Below are 17,276 nucleotides of genomic sequence, written 5' to 3' on the forward strand. Positions count from 1 at the left end.
TCGGAACGAAAGCGATTAATGGTACGGAAGTCCGGCTGTTGGCGCGCGGCGAGCCACATGAACATGATATTTTCGCGAACCGCCTTGGCGATTTGCCGGGAAGAATAGATGCGCTGGGTGTAAGCGTAGATGATGATTTTGGTGAGCATTTTGGGATGGTAGCTATGGCGTCCACCGCCAGGGTATGCGGCGTTGAAAATGGAGTCGCTCAAGTGGTTAACCGCGTCATTCACGACACGCACGAGGTGATTTTCGGGGATATCTGTCTCCAAATCCATTGGCAAGAAAAGTTGATCCATGGTATATTGAATGTACAAAGAAACCGTCTCCTTTCAAATGGTGGGTCGCACTTCCATTTTACCAAGGAACGGTTTCTTTTTGTTTTACAATTTTGAAAACAGAGCTGTCCCTAGCCATTTATGACTTATGGGACAGCCCCTTTTTGCATGCCATTGGGCTAAAGTTTTGCCATGATGTCCAATGATCGTCTGATTTGGTGCATAGGAACGAAGTATGCTTGTCATAATAACCTTAGCGATTCTGTTAATCCCACAAGAGAAAGGTAGAGCTCAGTCGATGCGAAAAATGAACATATGGCTTTTCACTGCTATTTTGCTGATGTCCGCATTGGGAATTCGTTATATGCTTCCTGGGAATACAGCAACCGAAAGTCTAAACCAAAGTACCCCGCAGGTCGAAGAGAAGTCCTTACCCACTTTTAGCACCAATGCTGTGAAATATGGAAGTTATGGCCAAGATGTATATGAGCTTCAAGGCCGACTGAAGTATTTGGGATTTTACAATGGTAAAATTGACAGTAATTTCGGCAGCACCACACTGAAATCGGTAAAATGGTTTCAATCTGAATTCGGGATGAAGGTAGATGGTGTGGTTGGAGCCAAAACCAAGCTGAAACTTTACAATGCTTCAAAACAGTGGTCGCCAACAGAAACGCCGTTGCATAAGGATCAAGGTTCAGGAAATGGTGGCAACAACAACAATACGGCAGACAAAGAGCAGGACAATATGGGCTCAGCCAATTCCATGGGGCTGTCGGAGAACGAAATCAAAATTATGGCTAACGCCGTATATGGTGAATCTCGCGGAGAGCCATTCGAAGGTCAAGTGGCCGTAGCGGCTGTTATTCTGAATCGCGTTAAATCGCCGAGTTTCCCGAACACACCGTCAGGAGTAATTTTCCAGCCAGGTGCATTTACCGCCGTTGCAGACGGCCAGATTTATCTGGAACCGAATGCCCAAGCTAAAAAAGCAGTTGAACAGGCGATAAATGGTTGGGATCCATCCGGTGGATGCCTCTATTATTTTAACCCGAAGACAGCTACATCCAAATGGATCTGGACTCGTCCTCAGGTGAAAACAATCGGGCAGCATATATTCTGTATGTGATGATCTTGGAAGCAACCAGAAGGCGTGACTTCGGTTGCTTCTTGCCTTTTGAATGGGTTAAAATGGTTGTTACGTTTAAGCTTCACTTATTGCACGACAAATGACGCCGTAAAGGGGTTTTGACATTTGAATACATCAGGATTTGAACGAGGAAATCGGAAAGAATTCCGCATACATGTTCTTCCTACGAAGCGGTTTAAGACATATGCGATATCACTTTACGCAGGGGTTCCTCTGCAAGAAGATACGGTTACCAAAGTAGCCTTAACACCTTTCGTACTTCGGCGCGGGACCGAATCCTATCCGGAAACAACGCAATTTCGTGAACAGTTGGAACATTTGTATGGAGCGGGTTTTGGCTTTGATGTTTATAAACGTGGAGATTACCAGATCGTACAGTTCCGTATGGACACCATTAATGATTCCTTTGTTGGCGGGGACGAGCAGTTGTTGGATCGTTCTTTTGCTTTCCTTGGAGAGGTGCTTACACGCCCCGCACAGGAGGATGGACATTTCCGAACCTCTTACGTACATGCTGAGCGGGAGACTGTTCGCAAAATGCTGGAGTCTATCGTCAATGACAAAATGCGTTATGCTGCTGAACGCAGTATTGAGGAGATGTGTAAAAACGAACCTTACCGCCTGCACCCGCTTGGTGAACGCAAAGATTTGCCGGGCATAGATCCAGAAACATTGACAGCTTCGTATCAGGAATGGTTGCAGCAGGCAAGTATGGACTTGTATGTGGTGGGCGACACCACGCTGGAAGAGGTAGAAAGCCTGGTTCAGCGATATTTCAATGTAGACCGTGTGACCTCTTCCGATTATCACACACAGGAAGCGGTTCGTGGAGATAAAGAAGTGCAAACCGTTGTAGAACGGCTTAATGTTAATCAGGGGAAGCTGAATATGGGACTTCGTACGTCCATCACTTATGGTGATCCGCAGTATGCAGCAGCTTTGATGTATAACGGCATTCTCGGCGGATATCCTCATTCCAAGCTGTTTGTTAATGTTCGTGAAAAAGAAAGTCTGGCGTATTATGCCTCTTCCCGTTATGACGGACATAAAGGTATTGCAACGATCCAATCCGGGATTGAAATTCCCAATTACGAAAAAGCGGTCAAAATTATCAAGCAGCAGCTGGATGAAATGAAGAACGGGAATATTACTGATTTGGAAATGTCCCAGACCAAGGCAATGATCCGGAATTTGCTTAGGGAAATGCAGGACTCTGCATTTGAGCTGATCGCTTATGATTTCAATCGGCAGTTGTCCGGCAAAGAGAGAACCGCCGAGGAACTGCTGGACCAGGTAGAACAGATCAGCAAAGAAAATGTTCGTGAGGCGGCAGAAAAATTCCGTCTGGATACGATTTATTTCTTGCGTGATGAGAAGGAGGAATAGTCGGTGGAGAGCATAACTTACGATCGTTTGCAGGAAACGCTTTATTACGAAGTAATGGATAACGGGCTGCATGTTTATATTTTGCCTAAACCGGGTTTCCAGAAAACATATGCCACATTTGCAACCAAATACGGCTCGGTCGACAATCATTTTCAGGTTGAAGGAAAGGAAGAAGTGAAGGTTCCGGACGGGATTGCTCATTTTCTGGAACACAAAATGTTTGAAGAACCAACGGGTGATATTTTTGCCACATTTGCTTCTCATGGAGCGTCTGCCAATGCTTTTACCAGTTTCGACCAGACCGTTTATTTGTTTTCGGCGACGGAACACGTCAATGAAAATATACAAACATTAGTTGATTTTGTGCAAAATCCTTACTTCACCGATCAGAATGTGGAAAAGGAAAAAGGGATTATCGCCCAGGAAATTAATATGTATGCTGATAATCCGGATTGGCGCGTTTATTTTGGCTTGATTGAGGCGATGTATCAGAAACATCCCGTTCACATTGATATCGCAGGAACCGTTGAATCCATTGGCACCATAACCAAAGAAACGTTGTATACGTGCTACAACTCTTTTTATCATCCAAGCAACATGCTTCTGTTTGTCGTGGGTGGAGTAGACCCGCAGGAAGTGCTGGATATGGTTCGTTCGAACCAGGCGGAGAAAAATTATAAGCCTCAAGGTCGAATTGAGCGGATATTTGAACAGGAACCTGAGCAGGTGGGGGAAGCGAGACGTGAATCCAAATTGGCTGTGTCCCTGCCCAAATGTTTGTTTGGTTTCAAGGAAACCGATGTGGGACTTACAGGAGAAGAGCTGTTACGTCGGGATATGACAACCAAATTGATGATGGATTTGCTCTTTGGTTCCAGTACCCCGCTATTTCAAAAACTGTATGATGAAGACCTGATTTCGGACAGCTTTGGACATGAATATAACAGTTCACCGCAATATGCTTTTTCTGCTATTGGCGGGGACACCAAAGACCCGGATCAGCTGCTTGCCCGCATCCGTGAAGAAGTTGATGCTATTGTGGAAAAAGGGTTCGATGCAACCGATTTTGAGCGCGCACGCAAAAAGAAAATAGGTGGATATTTGCGCATGCTTAATTCACCGGAAAACATTGCAAATGAATTCACGCGGCAGCAATTCCGCGGTGGTGATTTTTTCAATATGCTCCCGTTGTATGAATCGCTCACGCTGGAAGAGGTAAACCGCAGATTGAAAGAGCATATTCGTTGGGATCAGCTGGCGATATCGCTTGTCGTGAGTCCTTAATATGGAGAGGGGAACAGGACAATTGAAGCCAATCGGGGAAATGACGGTACTTGTAACAGGCGCTAGCGGAGGCATTGGAGCAGCCATTGCGGAGCGCTTTGCCAAGGTGGGCATGAATGTCGTAATTCACTATATGAAATCGCATGAAGCAGCTAATGAAGCTGCGAGAAGATGTATGGAACAGGGCAGTGGTAAAGTCATGACGGTGTCTGCTGATCTTCGCAGCCGGGAACAGATCGAACGTATGCGTGAGAAGCTGGAATCACATGGGCTGATGCCGGATATTCTGGTGAACAATGCAGGAATATCACATTATGGATTGCTGTCCGACGTTACCGAAGAGATCTGGGATGAAGTTATGGCGATCAACCTGAAAGGCACGTTCTTGTGTACACAGGAAATGATGCCTCACATGATCTCTCAAAGATACGGTCGAATCATTAATGTGTCGTCGATCTGGGGACTGTCAGGTGCCTCTTGTGAAGTGTTGTATTCTACGACCAAAGGCGGTGTAAATGCATTCACCAAAGCTCTTGCCAAAGAGTTGGCTCCCTCTGGAGTGACGGTGAATGCTGTAGCTCCGGGTGCCGTTCAAACATCCATGTTAAACCATCTGGATCAGGATGAACTAAAGATGCTGGAAGAGGAAATTCCTGCAGGAAGACTTGCCCAGCCAGATGAAATCTCATCACTGGTCTACTTCCTTGCACTTCCTGAGTCAGGCTATATTAACGGGCAGATTATAAGTCCAAATGGGGGCTGGCTCACGTAATAACTGAGTCAAATTCAATGTTGATTACTCTTCGGGGTAGTGTACTGATGGAAATTGTTGATTTGAAGCAGATCTTCGATGAATTCAAAAATGCTCGTATATAAAATGGCCGGGAAGCACATATTACAACTGTTGATTTTAAATCTCATGCGACAGCAAAGGAGGATTTATCATGTCAACAGAAAAAACGGTGCTCACGAGTTTTGATACTTGGAAGAAGTTTTTGGGTGACCGCGTACAGCAAGCAGAGAAGATGGGGATGAATGAAGAAACCATCAACAAACTTGCGTATGAAATTGGTGACTTCCTGGATGAGAAAGTAGATCCGGCGAACCCTTCCAACCGGGCGTTGAAAGAACTATGGGAAGTCGGCGACGAGAACGAACGTCGTACGATTGCGTGCCTGATGGTCAAATTGGCCAAACAAAACGCATAGGATTTTCAGATGGAAAGCTCCCGCAAGGGGGCTTTTCTCTAATGATTACACAATGATTACAGACCTGTTCTTGTAATTCATTTTCATTTTATATATCATTAACGTGACCCATTTTTAGAAGATATCTCAGATTGTTGTCCAATGGACACGTTCTGATACTGTCGAATAATGTGGAATAATGCTTTACGGGGTGTTTAAATGGAATCTAAACAATGGTATATGGAGTATAAAATACATAAGAACAGACCTGGTCTATTAGGGGATATTGCCTCAATGCTGGGGATGCTTGAAGTAAATATATTGACCATTAACGGTGTTGAAGGCAAAACCCGGGGCATGCTGCTTGAATCGGACGATGACGAGAAGATTCGTCTGCTGGGTGAAATGCTTGGCAAAGTGAACAGCATAACTGTGTCTGCTTTGCGTCAACCGAAACTGGTGGATATTCTGGCTGTACGCCACGGTCGATATATTGATCGTGATTCTGATGATCGCAAGACATTTCGTTTCACTCGGGATGAACTTGGGTTACTTGTGGACTTTTTGGGTGAAGTATTTAAGAGGGAAGGCAATCAGGTTATTGGTTTGCGTGGAATGCCGCGTGTGGGTAAAACGGAATCCATTATTGCAGGTAGCGTATGTGCAATGAAACGGTGGACATTTGTTTCCTCCACACTTCTTCGTCAGACCATAAGAAGTCAGCTATCCGAGGACGAATTGAACCCAAACAATGTTTTTATCATTGACGGAATTGTGAGTACCATTCGTTCAAGCGAACGTCATTATAATTTGTTACAGGATATCATGACGATGCCTAGCACGAAGGTCATTGAACATCCAGATATTTTTGTTCAGGAGTCCGAATATGATTTTAACGATTTTGACATTATTATTGAACTCCGCAACAGTCCGAATGAAGAAATTATTTATGATACGTTTACGGCCAGCTACACCGACGAACTGTAACGCTCCGTACGGGATCATGAAATAGATAAGCAACAACTATAGAGATAAACATAAGGAGGAGATGGCATGTCTGAACTGGGTCAGCAGTTAAGAGAGGCCCGGCTGCAAAAAGGGATGAGTCTTGACGATGTGCAGGAAATGACTAAAATTCGCAAGAGGTATTTGGAGGCAATAGAGGCAGGAGACTACAAAGTGCTGCCTGGAAGCTTCTATGTTCGTGCATTTATCAAAACCTATGCGGAAACGGTGGGGCTGAATCCTGATGAGCTGCTGGAGGGACATAAGAAAGATGTACCTGCGGAAGAAGCGGAAGCAACAATGGAGCCGGTTATTCAGAAGCGTTCAAGTCGTCCGGTAGAGCGCAGTAACCGCTGGATGTCTGTTGCACTGATGTGGACTTTCCCGGTGTTGATTCTTGTGCTGTTGTACGTGTATATGGTGATGAACAAGGATGATTCCGATACACAAGGGCTGGATCAAACGAAGATCACAGACAGCCAGCAGCAGCCTCAAGATAAACCGGATGAGCCTACAGATAACGGTCAGGCTTCTAATCCTCCGGCTGAATCAGGTAGCGAAGGCCAGGCCGGTGGTAACGGTGGTGGAACGGCAGAGGGACAGAGCGATGGACAAACGGATGGTCAGACAGATGGACAAACAGATGGGCAAACGTCTGATGAAAATCAGAACCCAACGGATACGCCATCAACTGCTGTAACTGTTGCTGAAGACGGGAAATCAGGCAACATTACCAACTTTAAAGTGAACGGCAGCGCAGGACAGCCTGTGACGGTTACGATTAAAGCAACGGGGCATAGTTGGCTGGAAGTGTACAAGGGCGAGAACTCTAGCGGAGAAAAGTTGGAGTACGGCAACACCGCTGAGGGAGACAGCTATACCTTCGAATTGGATAGTGCAGGAATGTACATCAAGTCGGGTTACGCTGCCGCAACTACAATTGAGGTTGCAGGGCAGGTTGTGACAGACGGAAAAGCGACGAACCGCATTCGGTTAAGACTTGGTGAGGATACGTCTTCCACTGGTACAACTGAAGGCACTACGACGAACGGAACAGGAAGCACTACCGAAGGAAGCTCTGGCACTGGCGGCGAATAACCAAAGTTTCTGCGGGAGACACTAACCTTGTCTTAACTTGCAGTCAACTTTTGGTGAAGTGAGGTGGATGGCTGTGACAGTCAGCTGGATCGTAACAGGTTTGGGGATCATTGTCAGCCTCCTGGGTTATTACTTGACTCCAACTGCCTGGGGTTACGGAATTTTGGGTTTTGGACTTGCACATGTGCTTCTGGGTGTGCTCGACATGTTCAGACAGCCTAATCGCAGCCGTTATTAGAATGGCAGCCGCACGGAAAGCATTTTTGGCAACCATCTCAAGTGGCAGCCAAAAATGCTTTTTTTAATTTGAAAACCCTCGTAAAATTAGACTTTTGCTTGGCGTATCCTCTATAATGTTACATAACATATGATTACTGAAAGGGTGACTGGTTTGAGTTCAGAAAATTCATTTGATATCGTGTCCAAAATGGACTTGCAGGAATTGACAAATGCCGTTACACAAACGGAAAAGGAAATTGGCACGCGTTATGACTTCAAGGGCAGCAAGAGCAGTCTGAAACTGGATAAGGATGCGTTAACGATCGTATCTGATGATGAGACCAAACTCAAGGCTGTTATCGATGTGCTTCAATCCAAGATGGCTAAGCGGGGTTTACCTTTAAAAAACATTGATTATGCAAAAGTAGAGCCGGCTTCTTCAGGCACAGTCCGCCAGCGTTTGAATTTCAAGCAGGGAATTGATCAGGATATCGCTAAAAAAATCAATATTTTGATTCGTGACTCCAAGATGAAAGTGAAGAGTCAGATTCAGGGAGATCAGCTCCGGGTAACAGGTAAAAGTAAGAATGATTTGCAAGCAGTGATGCAGTTGTTGAACGGGGCCAATCTACCTCTGGATCTGCAATATACAAACTTTAAGTAATATTTACTCATTGTAACTTGCATGTTTTTTGACACTGCAATTGGCGTATATTATACTAAGTGTGCATTGCTGGCAGATAAGCATCAAAGCCCAGTCATCATCGTTTGCTGACTTTGTGAAAAGCAGTACATCTTCTGAAAGTCACCGGAACGTTTAAAACGGTTTTGCGTTTGAACGGTTGACTTTATTTTTGCGTTTTTACATAGTGAGAGCACTTTAGTGCTGATTTGACAGTGAAACTGTAAATTTCATGTTCCGGATGATGAACACGGGATTAAGATGAATGTTTGGAGTAATGAAGGATAAGAGGGAGGGCGTCTTGTGAATTTACCCAACCGGATTACGCTTGCACGAATTTGCTTAATCCCTTTTTTGATGGTGTTCCTGCTCGTAGATTTTCCGTTCTATCCAGAGCCGTTGCAATTGGGGAGCTTATCGCTTCCGTATAATCAATTGATTGCTGCTGTCATTTTTATCATTGCGGCAAGCACGGATGGAATTGACGGTTATCTGGCGCGGAAAAATAATATGGTCACCAACCTGGGAAAATTGCTTGATCCGCTGGCTGACAAATTGTTGGTTACTGCGGTGCTGATTTCTCTTGTAGAAATGGGTAAGTTGGATTCCTGGATTGCTGTGGTTATTATTAGTCGTGAGTTTGCGGTTACCGGCCTGCGTCAGATTGCATTACTGGATGGTTCGGTTGTTGCGGCAAGTGCCTGGGGCAAACTGAAGACTGTCGTGCAAATTGTCGCGATTGTGCTGCTGCTGTTGAATAATTTCCCGTTCTCATTCACGGGTATTCACATGGACGTTATCGCCGTTTGGGCTGCAGCAATTATTACGATTTGGTCAGGTATTGATTACTTTATCAAAAACAAAAATTTGCTTCATTTATCAAAGGTGTAACGGTTTGCGGTTAAATGGGGAAGCATGAAGAAATGATTTGTACGAAGGGCAATAGGAAATTATCCTATTGCCCTTTGATCACTCACCACGTGTACAGGAGGATGCTGAATGAAGGCAGAAATCATTGCAGTTGGCACAGAATTGTTGCTTGGACAAATTGTGAATACCAATGCCCGATATCTATCCCGTGAATTGGCTGCGATCGGGATTGATGTATATTTCCAAACGGTGGTTGGTGATAATTTAAATCGACTTAGTGACGCGATACGCATCGCTCAGGGTCGTGCAGATGTCATTTTATTTTCAGGAGGCATCGGTCCTACACAGGATGACCTGACTAAGGATGCGATCGCGGCGGTATTGAACCGCAAGCTGCATATAGATCGAATGGCTATGGACAAAATTGAGGGCTTCTTCCGAGATCGAAATGTAGATATGACGGAAAACAATCGTCGTCAGGCAATTGTTATAGAAGGCGGGACACCGCTGGCGAATGAAACAGGCCTTGCCGCAGGAAATGCGATCACTGATAATGGTAAACATTACGTTGTGATGCCTGGACCACCGAAAGAGCTGATTCCAATGTTTGAACAGGAGGTTAAGCCCTGGTTGTTCCAGCATGTACTGACTGAAGAAATGCCCATCTATTCAAAAATGCTGAAATTTGCAGGAATCGGTGAATCGGCATTGGAAGACCGGCTCCTTGATCTGATTGATACACAGACAGATCCTACCATTGCACCGTATGCAAGTGAGGGAGAAGTTACGGTACGTGTATCCACAAAGGCTCCAAGTGAGAGTGAGGCGAAGCTGAAGCTGGATGCAATGGAAGTGCAGATTCGAGAACGATTGCCAGAGCATCTCTACGCGAATGAGGACGTGCCTATAGAGTACACAATTGTGACCATGATGTCTGATATGGGTCTGACCCTTAGCGCGGCTGAGAGCTGTACAGGAGGGCTCGTCATGCAGAGCCTGACATCCGTTCCTGGCAGTGCGTCGATGCTTAAGGGCGGAATTGTATGTTACTCCAATGAAATTAAGGAAAAGCTGCTCCATGTGCCGCATGCCTATCTGGAAGGTGAAGATGCACCGGGCGCAGTGAGCCCGGAAGTGGCCAAAGTGCTGGCAGAGCAGATTCGCATGATTGGGGATGCAGATTTCGGTTTGTCAGTTACAGGGGTTGCGGGACCTGGTTATTCCGAGCGCAAACCGCCAGGACTTGTATTTATCGCTCTGGCGGAGCGTGGTAAAGAGACAGAAATTCATGAACTGCGTATTAATGGCAATCGCGAGACGGTTCGAATCCGTTCAGCGAAAGCGATTCTTTACCGTTTGTGGCGCAAGCTTGTGGAGATGGACTAGTTCACGGCTCGGATTGCATTTGCTAAGCCAAGCAAGTATAATAAAGGAAGACGGAAGAACCGTAGAATTAGGCTTTACAGCCTTGTTTACGGTTCTTTTTTCTGTTTAATGGAAAGTTTCCTTGAGGAAGAGGCGCCTCGGCCTTCACAAAAAAAACGAATGTATGTTCGAAAAAAAGCTTGGCAAACGTGTTAAAACAAGGTATCATTATCTTATAAACAGTAAAGGGTGTGAGCTTATTGTCAGACCGTCGTGCCGCGCTTGATATGGCGCTCCGTCAAATAGAGAAGCAATTTGGTAAAGGATCCATCATGAAACTGGGTGAGTCGACTCACATGAATGTGGAAATTATACCCAGCGGTTCCTTGGCTCTGGATATTGCATTAGGAACAGGCGGCTTGCCTAAAGGCCGTATTGTTGAAATATATGGACCTGAATCATCTGGTAAAACAACTGTTGCATTGCATGCGATTGCTGAAGTACAAAGAGCGGGTGGACAAGCTGCATTTATCGATGCAGAGCATGCTCTTGACCCGCAATATGCAAGCAAACTGGGTGTTAACATTGATGAGTTGCTTCTGTCCCAGCCAGATACGGGTGAGCAAGGGCTTGAAATTGCAGAAGCGCTTGTACGTAGTGGTGCTGTGGATATTGTCGTTATTGACTCGGTTGCTGCATTGGTACCAAAAGCAGAAATTGAAGGCGAAATGGGTGATTCCCATGTCGGTTTGCAAGCGCGTCTGATGTCTCAGGCGCTGCGTAAACTGTCTGGTGCAATTAGCAAATCCAAAACCATCGCAATCTTTATTAACCAACTTCGTGAAAAAGTCGGTGTTATGTTTGGTAACCCGGAGACAACACCTGGTGGTCGTGCCCTGAAATTCTACTCTACAGTACGTCTGGATGTACGTCGTATTGAGAGTATTAAATCAGGCAATGACATCATCGGTAACCGTACCCGTATCAAAGTTGTAAAAAATAAAGTGGCACCGCCGTTTAAACAAGCGGAAGTGGACATTATGTACGGTGAAGGTATTTCGAGAGAAGGCAGTATCATCGACATTGGTACAGAGCTGGACATCGTTAACAAAAGTGGTGCGTGGTACTCTTACGAAGGCGAACGTTTGGGTCAAGGACGTGAGAACGCGAAGCAGTTCATGAAAGAGCATGCAGATATTGCTCAAGTCATTGAGCAAAAAATCCGTGTAGCCAGCAACTTGACTACTGCAGTTCCTGCGCCTACTAGTGAAGATCAACAAAAAGAAGCGGCAGAAGAACAAGAATTATTTGAAATTAACGAATAAGCCCTCTTGACTCCCAAAGCTAGCCTGATTGAGCTTGGCTCAATCTAGCTGCTAAGGTGTTGGGTGTGTACTCTCGCTGTCCAACAGCCTCTGTCCAAATGGACAGGGGCTGTTGGCACGCTTACTGTTAGTGTGAGGCCGGACATCGTTTCCGGCCTTTTGTATTAGCGTTAGATGTCTTCAGTGAGATAGCAGAGCGTTTAGTGAAGCTGCGTTTCCATCGGAGACATGCTAGGCGTATGTAAAGAAGTCTTTTGTTTTGCTGTGTGCTTTCACTTAGGTCATGCAGTTCAGACACAAAATGATGGAAGGGGAGAACTGAATGGATCAACATGATGAAGAATTATACGAAGAAGCAGAACTTGAAGGAATATCGCAATTCCCGGATAACGAAGAACTTACCATCACACGGGTCGAACGAACGAAGAGCAGAGAAGCTCGTTACCGGATTACCTTTGGTTTATATTCAATCACGGTGCTTGAAGATGTAATGATTAAATATCGGATGACCCGAGGAAATACATTTCTGAAGAAGGACTTGGAAGATATCATTGTAGCGGATGAGCGACAGCGGACGTATGTGCAGTCTTTACGATATCTGGAACATAAACCCCGCACTCGTCACGAATTAAGTCAGAAACTTCGTCAAAAAGAGTTTGCTGCACCGTTGATTGAAGAGGCCCTGGATCGGCTTGAGAGGGAGAATTTGGTCGATGATGAACTGTTTGCGAAGGAATGGACACGTCAGCGTATGGAGGGCCAGCGGAAGGGGAAACTGTGGATAAGGCAAGAGCTGCGTCAGAAGGGCATTGCCAGTGAGCTGATTGCTGAAGCGCTGGAAGGTGTAAGTACGGATACAGAATTTGAGACAGCTTTGACCGCCGGACGCAAAAAATGGAATCAGGTCAAAGGAGACATCCAGGAGAAGAAACGTAAAACGCTTCCCTTCTTGATGCGACGAGGTTTTTCCATGGATATGGTGCGTCGGGTCGTGAATTGTTTAATTGAAGAAGATGAGGCGGGGGACCCCGAAGATGACGAAGCATTGTTATGGGATTAGCAGGCTGGACTTACTATACTGCATTCTCTTGACAATTTCTTTCGTCAAATACTAAAATGGACATGAGTCTGTAAGAAATGGACAACCCTTTTTCCTTCCAAAAAAGCGGTTTCTGTTTTTGAAGATTTATACCATTCATGATTATGGGTTTGCCGGAAACGGTGAATAGTGCGTGGAGACATGTACACTTGAAATGAAAATCGGCGGGGGATCGCCGTAAGTATTCGTTATTCCCAAAAATATGTAAGGTTTGAAAACTGCAAATTGACCCAAGGAATGCCTTGGAGGAACCAACGAGGAGGTGAACAGTATGCCAACTGCAATCATGATCGTTCTCGTTGTTGCCGCGCTATTCATTGGGTTCGGAGTAGGATATTTTATTCGCAAATCTCTTGCAGAAGCTAAGATCTCCAGTGCGGAAGAAGCTGCCGTACAAATCGTGGAGAACGCGAAGAAAGAGGCAGAAGCACTGAAGAAAGAAACGGTGCTGGAAGCGAAGGACGAAATTCATCGCATTCGCGCTGAAGCTGAAAAAGACACTCGTGAACGTCGGAACGAAATTCAACGACAAGAAAGACGATTGTTGCAAAAAGAAGAGTCGCTGGATAAAAAATTGGAATCGCTCGAACGCAAAGAAGAGCAAGTGGCTAACAAAGAGAAACGAATTGATGAGACACAGCAGCAGATCGAGATGATCTACAAAAACCAGGTGACGGAGCTGGAGCGCATATCCAACCTCACCATGGAAGACGCACGCAGTATCATACTGTCCAACGTAGAACAGGAAGTTCGTCATGAGACGGCTCAAATGATCAAGGACATTGAACAGCAAGCGAAGGAAGAAGCGGACAAAAAGTCCCGCGAGATTATTACACTCGCCATCCAACGCTGTGCGGCTGACCACGTGGCAGAGACAACGGTATCCGTTGTTACCTTGCCAAATGAAGAAATGAAAGGCCGGATTATCGGTCGTGAAGGACGTAACATCCGTGCGCTTGAAACCCTTACCGGGATTGACCTCATTATCGATGATACGCCAGAAGCAGTTATTCTGTCGGGCTTTGACCCGATTCGCCGTGAAATCGCCCGTACTGCCCTCGAAAAATTGGTGGCTGATGGACGTATTCACCCGGCACGGATTGAAGAGATGGTGGAGAAATCCCGCAAAGAAGTGGATGAGCGTATCCGTGAATACGGTGAGCAAGCTACCTTTGAAGTGGGCGTGCATGGTCTGCATCCGGACTTGATTAAAATTTTGGGCCGGTTGAAGTTCCGTACAAGCTATGGTCAAAACGTCTTGAAACATTCGATGGAAGTCGCTTATCTGGCTGGACTGATGGCTGGCGAACTCGGAGAAGACGTAACCCTGGCAAGACGTGCAGGTCTATTGCATGACATCGGTAAAGCGCTGGATCACGAAGTGGAAGGATCACACGTCGAAATCGGCGTGGAACTAGCGAAGAAATACAAAGAACATCCGGTTGTAATCAACAGTATCGCGTCCCATCACGGGGATTGCGAAGCGACTTCGGTTATTGCGATGTTGGTTGGCGCAGCAGATGCGCTCTCCGCAGCAAGACCAGGCGCACGCCGCGAAACGCTGGAAACGTATATCAAGCGACTGGAGAAGCTGGAAGAGATTTCGGAGTCGTTCGAAGGTGTCGAGAAATCGTACGCTATTCAGGCCGGACGCGAAGTTCGCGTTATGGTACAGCCTGAGAAAATCGACGATGCCGAAGCATTCCGCCTCGCGCGTGACATTACGAAGATGATTGAGAACGAACTCGATTATCCGGGTCACATCAAGGTCACCGTCATCCGGGAAACCCGTGCGGTTGAATACGCAAAATAGAGCATTACGGAAAAGTGGCCGCAGTAGTGGGCCACTTTTCCTGTTGATAGCCTGTTAAAGGCATTTTCATAATAAAATGATGAGCAAGAGATAGAGGTCCTGCGAAGTTTTGGATGCTTTGAAGAAGGCTGCGCTTGGTAGGGATTAAGGAGGCAGTAAAATGAAAGTTTTGTTTATTGGTGATATTGTAGGGAATGTGGGGCGTAAGGCGTTAAAGGAAAACTTACCCTACCTCAAAACGAAGTATAAGCCACATGTAGTCATTGTAAATGGGGAAAATGCAGCGGCAGGCCGGGGCATTACCGGTGCAATTGCGAATGAATTTTTCAACTGGGGTGTGCATGGCATCACCCTTGGTAACCATACCTGGGACAATAAGGACATTTTTGATTTTATAGATGATGAACCTCGCATGATTCGTCCTGCGAACTTTCCTCCGGGAACACCGGGGCGCGGTTACACGGTAGTCAAAGGCGAAGGCAAGGAGCTGGCGATTGTCAATCTGCAAGGGCGTACGTTCCTGCCTGCTCTGGATTGTCCATTTCGCGCTGCCGATGAAATTGTGGATGAACTACGTCAAGATCATAAATGCATTCTCGTCGATATGCATGCTGAAGCAACGTCAGAGAAGATTGCCATGGGCTGGCATCTGGATGGACGTGCATCGCTGGTCGTGGGTACACATACACATGTGCAGAGCAATGATGATCGTATTTTGCCAGGAGGAACAGCTTATTTAACCGATGCGGGCATGGTAGGGCCGCGTGACGGCATACTGGGCATGGAGCGTGAAGCGGTGCTTCGCAAGTTCTATACCCAGCTTCCGGTACGTTTTGTCGTTGACGATGGCAAATGGCATTTCCACGGTGTTTTTGTGGAGATTGATGAAGCCACAGGCGCTGCAACTCGCATTGAGAAAATTCGTCTGATGGAGGACGAGTGGCGCATGGAATAGGGGTAATGTCCCATTTTGCAGGGAAACCCGTCTAAAAAGAAGGAATTTTTTTGCCTCCCGCGAATAACATCTAGTAAGTGGAAACAAACTTTCAACATTCCCAGGGAGGTACTTACCATGGATGTATTAAAAGTTTCAGCAAAGTCCAATCCTAATTCTGTAGCCGGCGCTCTTGCAGGGGTTCTTCGTGAACGTGGAAATGCTGAACTGCAGGCAATTGGAGCGGGAGCACTGAACCAAGCCATTAAAGCGGTAGCGATAGCCCGGGGATTTGTAGCACCAAGCGGGGTTGACCTGATTTGTATTCCAGCTTTTACAGACATTGTGATCGACGGCGAGGACCGAACGGCCATTAAGCTGATTGTGGAGCCCAGATAATACATGCACTTATGCATTGAACCTGTTTACAAGTAGACAGGTTTTTTTGCGTTTTGTTTTTCATAACCGTGTAGAAGGAGAGATTGTGATGCACAACTGGCGAGTAGCCGATTTTCATTGTGATGCTTTGAGTAAAATGCAAATGAACCCTAGCTGTTCATTTGAAAATGCTTCACAGCTGGATGTGAATCTGGAACGTATGAGAGCAGGCAACATTGGTTTACAGGCCTTTGCCATCTATTTGCCCGAAGTGCTGGGCAGAGGCAAGTTTGAACATGTGATGGGCCAGTTGGACATCTACCGCAAACGAGTGGAGATGACCAAAGAACGATCTGAAGGCACACATAGCCTATTATGGCGGGAACAGCTTACGCAGGTAGGGCAGACGGACAAACCATGGGGACTGCTTACACTGGAAGGTGTCGATGGGCTGGAGGGTAATCTTTTTTATCTGGAGTTATGTTATCAGATGGGTGTGCGGATTGTTGGGCTGACCTGGAACTATGCCAATTGGGCAGCGGATGGTGTATTGGAGAAACGCGGGGCTGGACTGACAGAGAAGGGCAGGGAGCTGGTTCACCTGTGTAACCAAATCGGCATGCTGCTGGATGTATCACATCTGACCGAAAAAGGGTTCTGGGAACTTGCTGACCTAAGTAAGCGTCCTTTTATCGCTTCTCACTCCAACAGTTATGCCATATGCCCGCATGTCCGCAATCTGAAGGATGATCAGATTCGAGCCATTATTGCCCGGGAAGGACGTATTGGACTGACGTTTGTGCCTTGGTTTGTGAAGCAGGAAGGCGAAGTGCGTATCGAAGATCTGTTGCCACATATTGAGCAGATTTGTTCCCTGGGTGGGGAGCATCATCTGATGATGGGGTCTGATTTTGACGGGATATCTACGTATATTCATGAGCTTGAACATACCGGGCAATATCCGAAGCTAATTAATACGCTGCTTAAGCATTACAACGAATCACTGGTTCACGGTTGGATGTGGGGCAATGCGATGCGTTATTTAGGAGAAAACCTGCCGGAGAAAAACTTGAAGATGGAACATTCAAAATGAAGAAGCTGTTGGTAAGTTGAAGAGTCTCCTGAAGAGTCTTCTGAAGAAAACGGAATGAAAGCAGAAAAGTCTAAAGTCTATGTTACAGCAGTGAAATTACTAAATTCAGG

Annotated in this window: 18 protein-coding genes; 17 read left to right on the forward strand and 1 reads right to left on the reverse strand. The window is 46.0% G+C overall.

From position 1 onward, the window contains the following. Positions 1-317 (reverse strand): transposase (locus P5G61_RS28680; RefSeq protein ID WP_435874301.1); only part of this gene is annotated, 317 nt, incomplete at its 3' end. Between the two features lie 259 nt (positions 318-576). Between P5G61_RS28680 and sleB the strand changes: the two genes are divergently transcribed. The 17 genes from sleB (at position 577) to P5G61_RS28765 (ending at position 17,166) form a co-directional block, all read left to right on the forward strand. After that, complete coding sequence (gene sleB, locus P5G61_RS28685) at positions 577-1,407, forward strand: spore cortex-lytic enzyme (RefSeq protein ID WP_024630277.1); 831 nt, start codon at positions 577-579, stop codon at positions 1,405-1,407. A gap of 126 nt (positions 1,408-1,533) precedes the next feature. After that, on the forward strand, positions 1,534-2,814 hold the full coding sequence (gene yfmF / locus P5G61_RS28690; protein ID WP_301249661.1) for an EF-P 5-aminopentanol modification-associated protein YfmF: 1,281 nt from the start codon (positions 1,534-1,536) through the stop codon (positions 2,812-2,814). Positions 2,815-2,817: 3 nt separating this feature from the next. After that, positions 2,818-4,098 (forward strand): EF-P 5-aminopentanol modification-associated protein YfmH, encoded by a 1,281-nt coding sequence (yfmH, locus tag P5G61_RS28695; protein ID WP_079346909.1) that lies wholly within the window; start codon positions 2,818-2,820, stop codon positions 4,096-4,098. 1 nt (position 4,099) lies between these two features. After that, positions 4,100-4,870: an elongation factor P 5-aminopentanone reductase gene (gene ymfI, locus P5G61_RS28700; protein WP_094936462.1), complete on the forward strand. Its 771-nt coding sequence runs from the start codon at positions 4,100-4,102 to the stop codon at positions 4,868-4,870. A gap of 172 nt (positions 4,871-5,042) precedes the next feature. After that, positions 5,043-5,306: a DUF3243 domain-containing protein gene (locus P5G61_RS28705; RefSeq protein ID WP_094936463.1), complete on the forward strand. Its 264-nt coding sequence runs from the start codon at positions 5,043-5,045 to the stop codon at positions 5,304-5,306. A 198-nt stretch (positions 5,307-5,504) separates the two neighbouring features. Beyond that, positions 5,505-6,272 carry a DUF3388 domain-containing protein gene (locus P5G61_RS28710; RefSeq protein ID WP_301249663.1) on the forward strand — a complete coding sequence of 256 codons (768 nt, stop codon included), beginning with the start codon at positions 5,505-5,507 and terminating at the stop codon, positions 6,270-6,272. A gap of 66 nt (positions 6,273-6,338) precedes the next feature. Beyond that, positions 6,339-7,388, forward strand: a complete 1,050-nt coding sequence (locus tag P5G61_RS28715; protein ID WP_301249665.1) for a helix-turn-helix domain-containing protein — start codon at positions 6,339-6,341, stop codon at positions 7,386-7,388. Between the two features lie 73 nt (positions 7,389-7,461). Continuing rightward, on the forward strand, positions 7,462-7,626 hold the full coding sequence (locus tag P5G61_RS28720; RefSeq protein WP_167434746.1) for a hypothetical protein: 165 nt from the start codon (positions 7,462-7,464) through the stop codon (positions 7,624-7,626). Positions 7,627-7,779: 153 nt separating this feature from the next. Next, complete coding sequence (locus tag P5G61_RS28725) at positions 7,780-8,271, forward strand: YajQ family cyclic di-GMP-binding protein (protein ID WP_017689115.1); 492 nt, start codon at positions 7,780-7,782, stop codon at positions 8,269-8,271. A gap of 321 nt (positions 8,272-8,592) precedes the next feature. Further along, entirely contained in the window at positions 8,593-9,180 is a 588-nt protein-coding gene (pgsA, locus tag P5G61_RS28730) for a CDP-diacylglycerol--glycerol-3-phosphate 3-phosphatidyltransferase (RefSeq protein WP_024630284.1), read from the forward strand. A 108-nt stretch (positions 9,181-9,288) separates the two neighbouring features. Next, positions 9,289-10,545 (forward strand): competence/damage-inducible protein A, encoded by a 1,257-nt coding sequence (locus tag P5G61_RS28735; protein WP_301249666.1) that lies wholly within the window; start codon positions 9,289-9,291, stop codon positions 10,543-10,545. A 239-nt stretch (positions 10,546-10,784) separates the two neighbouring features. Continuing rightward, positions 10,785-11,849 carry a recombinase RecA gene (gene recA, locus P5G61_RS28740; RefSeq protein ID WP_024630286.1) on the forward strand — a complete coding sequence of 355 codons (1,065 nt, stop codon included), beginning with the start codon at positions 10,785-10,787 and terminating at the stop codon, positions 11,847-11,849. Positions 11,850-12,171: 322 nt separating this feature from the next. Continuing rightward, positions 12,172-12,909, forward strand: coding sequence for a regulatory protein RecX (locus tag P5G61_RS28745; protein ID WP_024630287.1), 738 nt, complete (start codon positions 12,172-12,174; stop codon positions 12,907-12,909). A gap of 310 nt (positions 12,910-13,219) precedes the next feature. After that, entirely contained in the window at positions 13,220-14,761 is a 1,542-nt protein-coding gene (gene rny, locus P5G61_RS28750) for a ribonuclease Y (protein ID WP_285079470.1), read from the forward strand. A gap of 160 nt (positions 14,762-14,921) precedes the next feature. Beyond that, the gene (locus P5G61_RS28755) at positions 14,922-15,716 is read left to right on the forward strand and encodes a TIGR00282 family metallophosphoesterase (RefSeq protein ID WP_301249668.1); all 795 of its coding nucleotides are present in this window, start codon (positions 14,922-14,924) and stop codon (positions 15,714-15,716) included. Positions 15,717-15,833: 117 nt separating this feature from the next. Further along, on the forward strand, positions 15,834-16,094 hold the full coding sequence (locus P5G61_RS28760; RefSeq protein WP_007430104.1) for a stage V sporulation protein S: 261 nt from the start codon (positions 15,834-15,836) through the stop codon (positions 16,092-16,094). An 88-nt stretch (positions 16,095-16,182) separates the two neighbouring features. Continuing rightward, positions 16,183-17,166: a dipeptidase gene (locus P5G61_RS28765; RefSeq protein WP_301249674.1), complete on the forward strand. Its 984-nt coding sequence runs from the start codon at positions 16,183-16,185 to the stop codon at positions 17,164-17,166. The last annotated feature ends 110 nt before the right edge of the window (positions 17,167-17,276 follow it).

This window comes from Paenibacillus vandeheii (assembly GCF_030433635.1).
GTDB lineage: Bacteria > Bacillota > Bacilli > Paenibacillales > Paenibacillaceae > Paenibacillus > Paenibacillus vandeheii.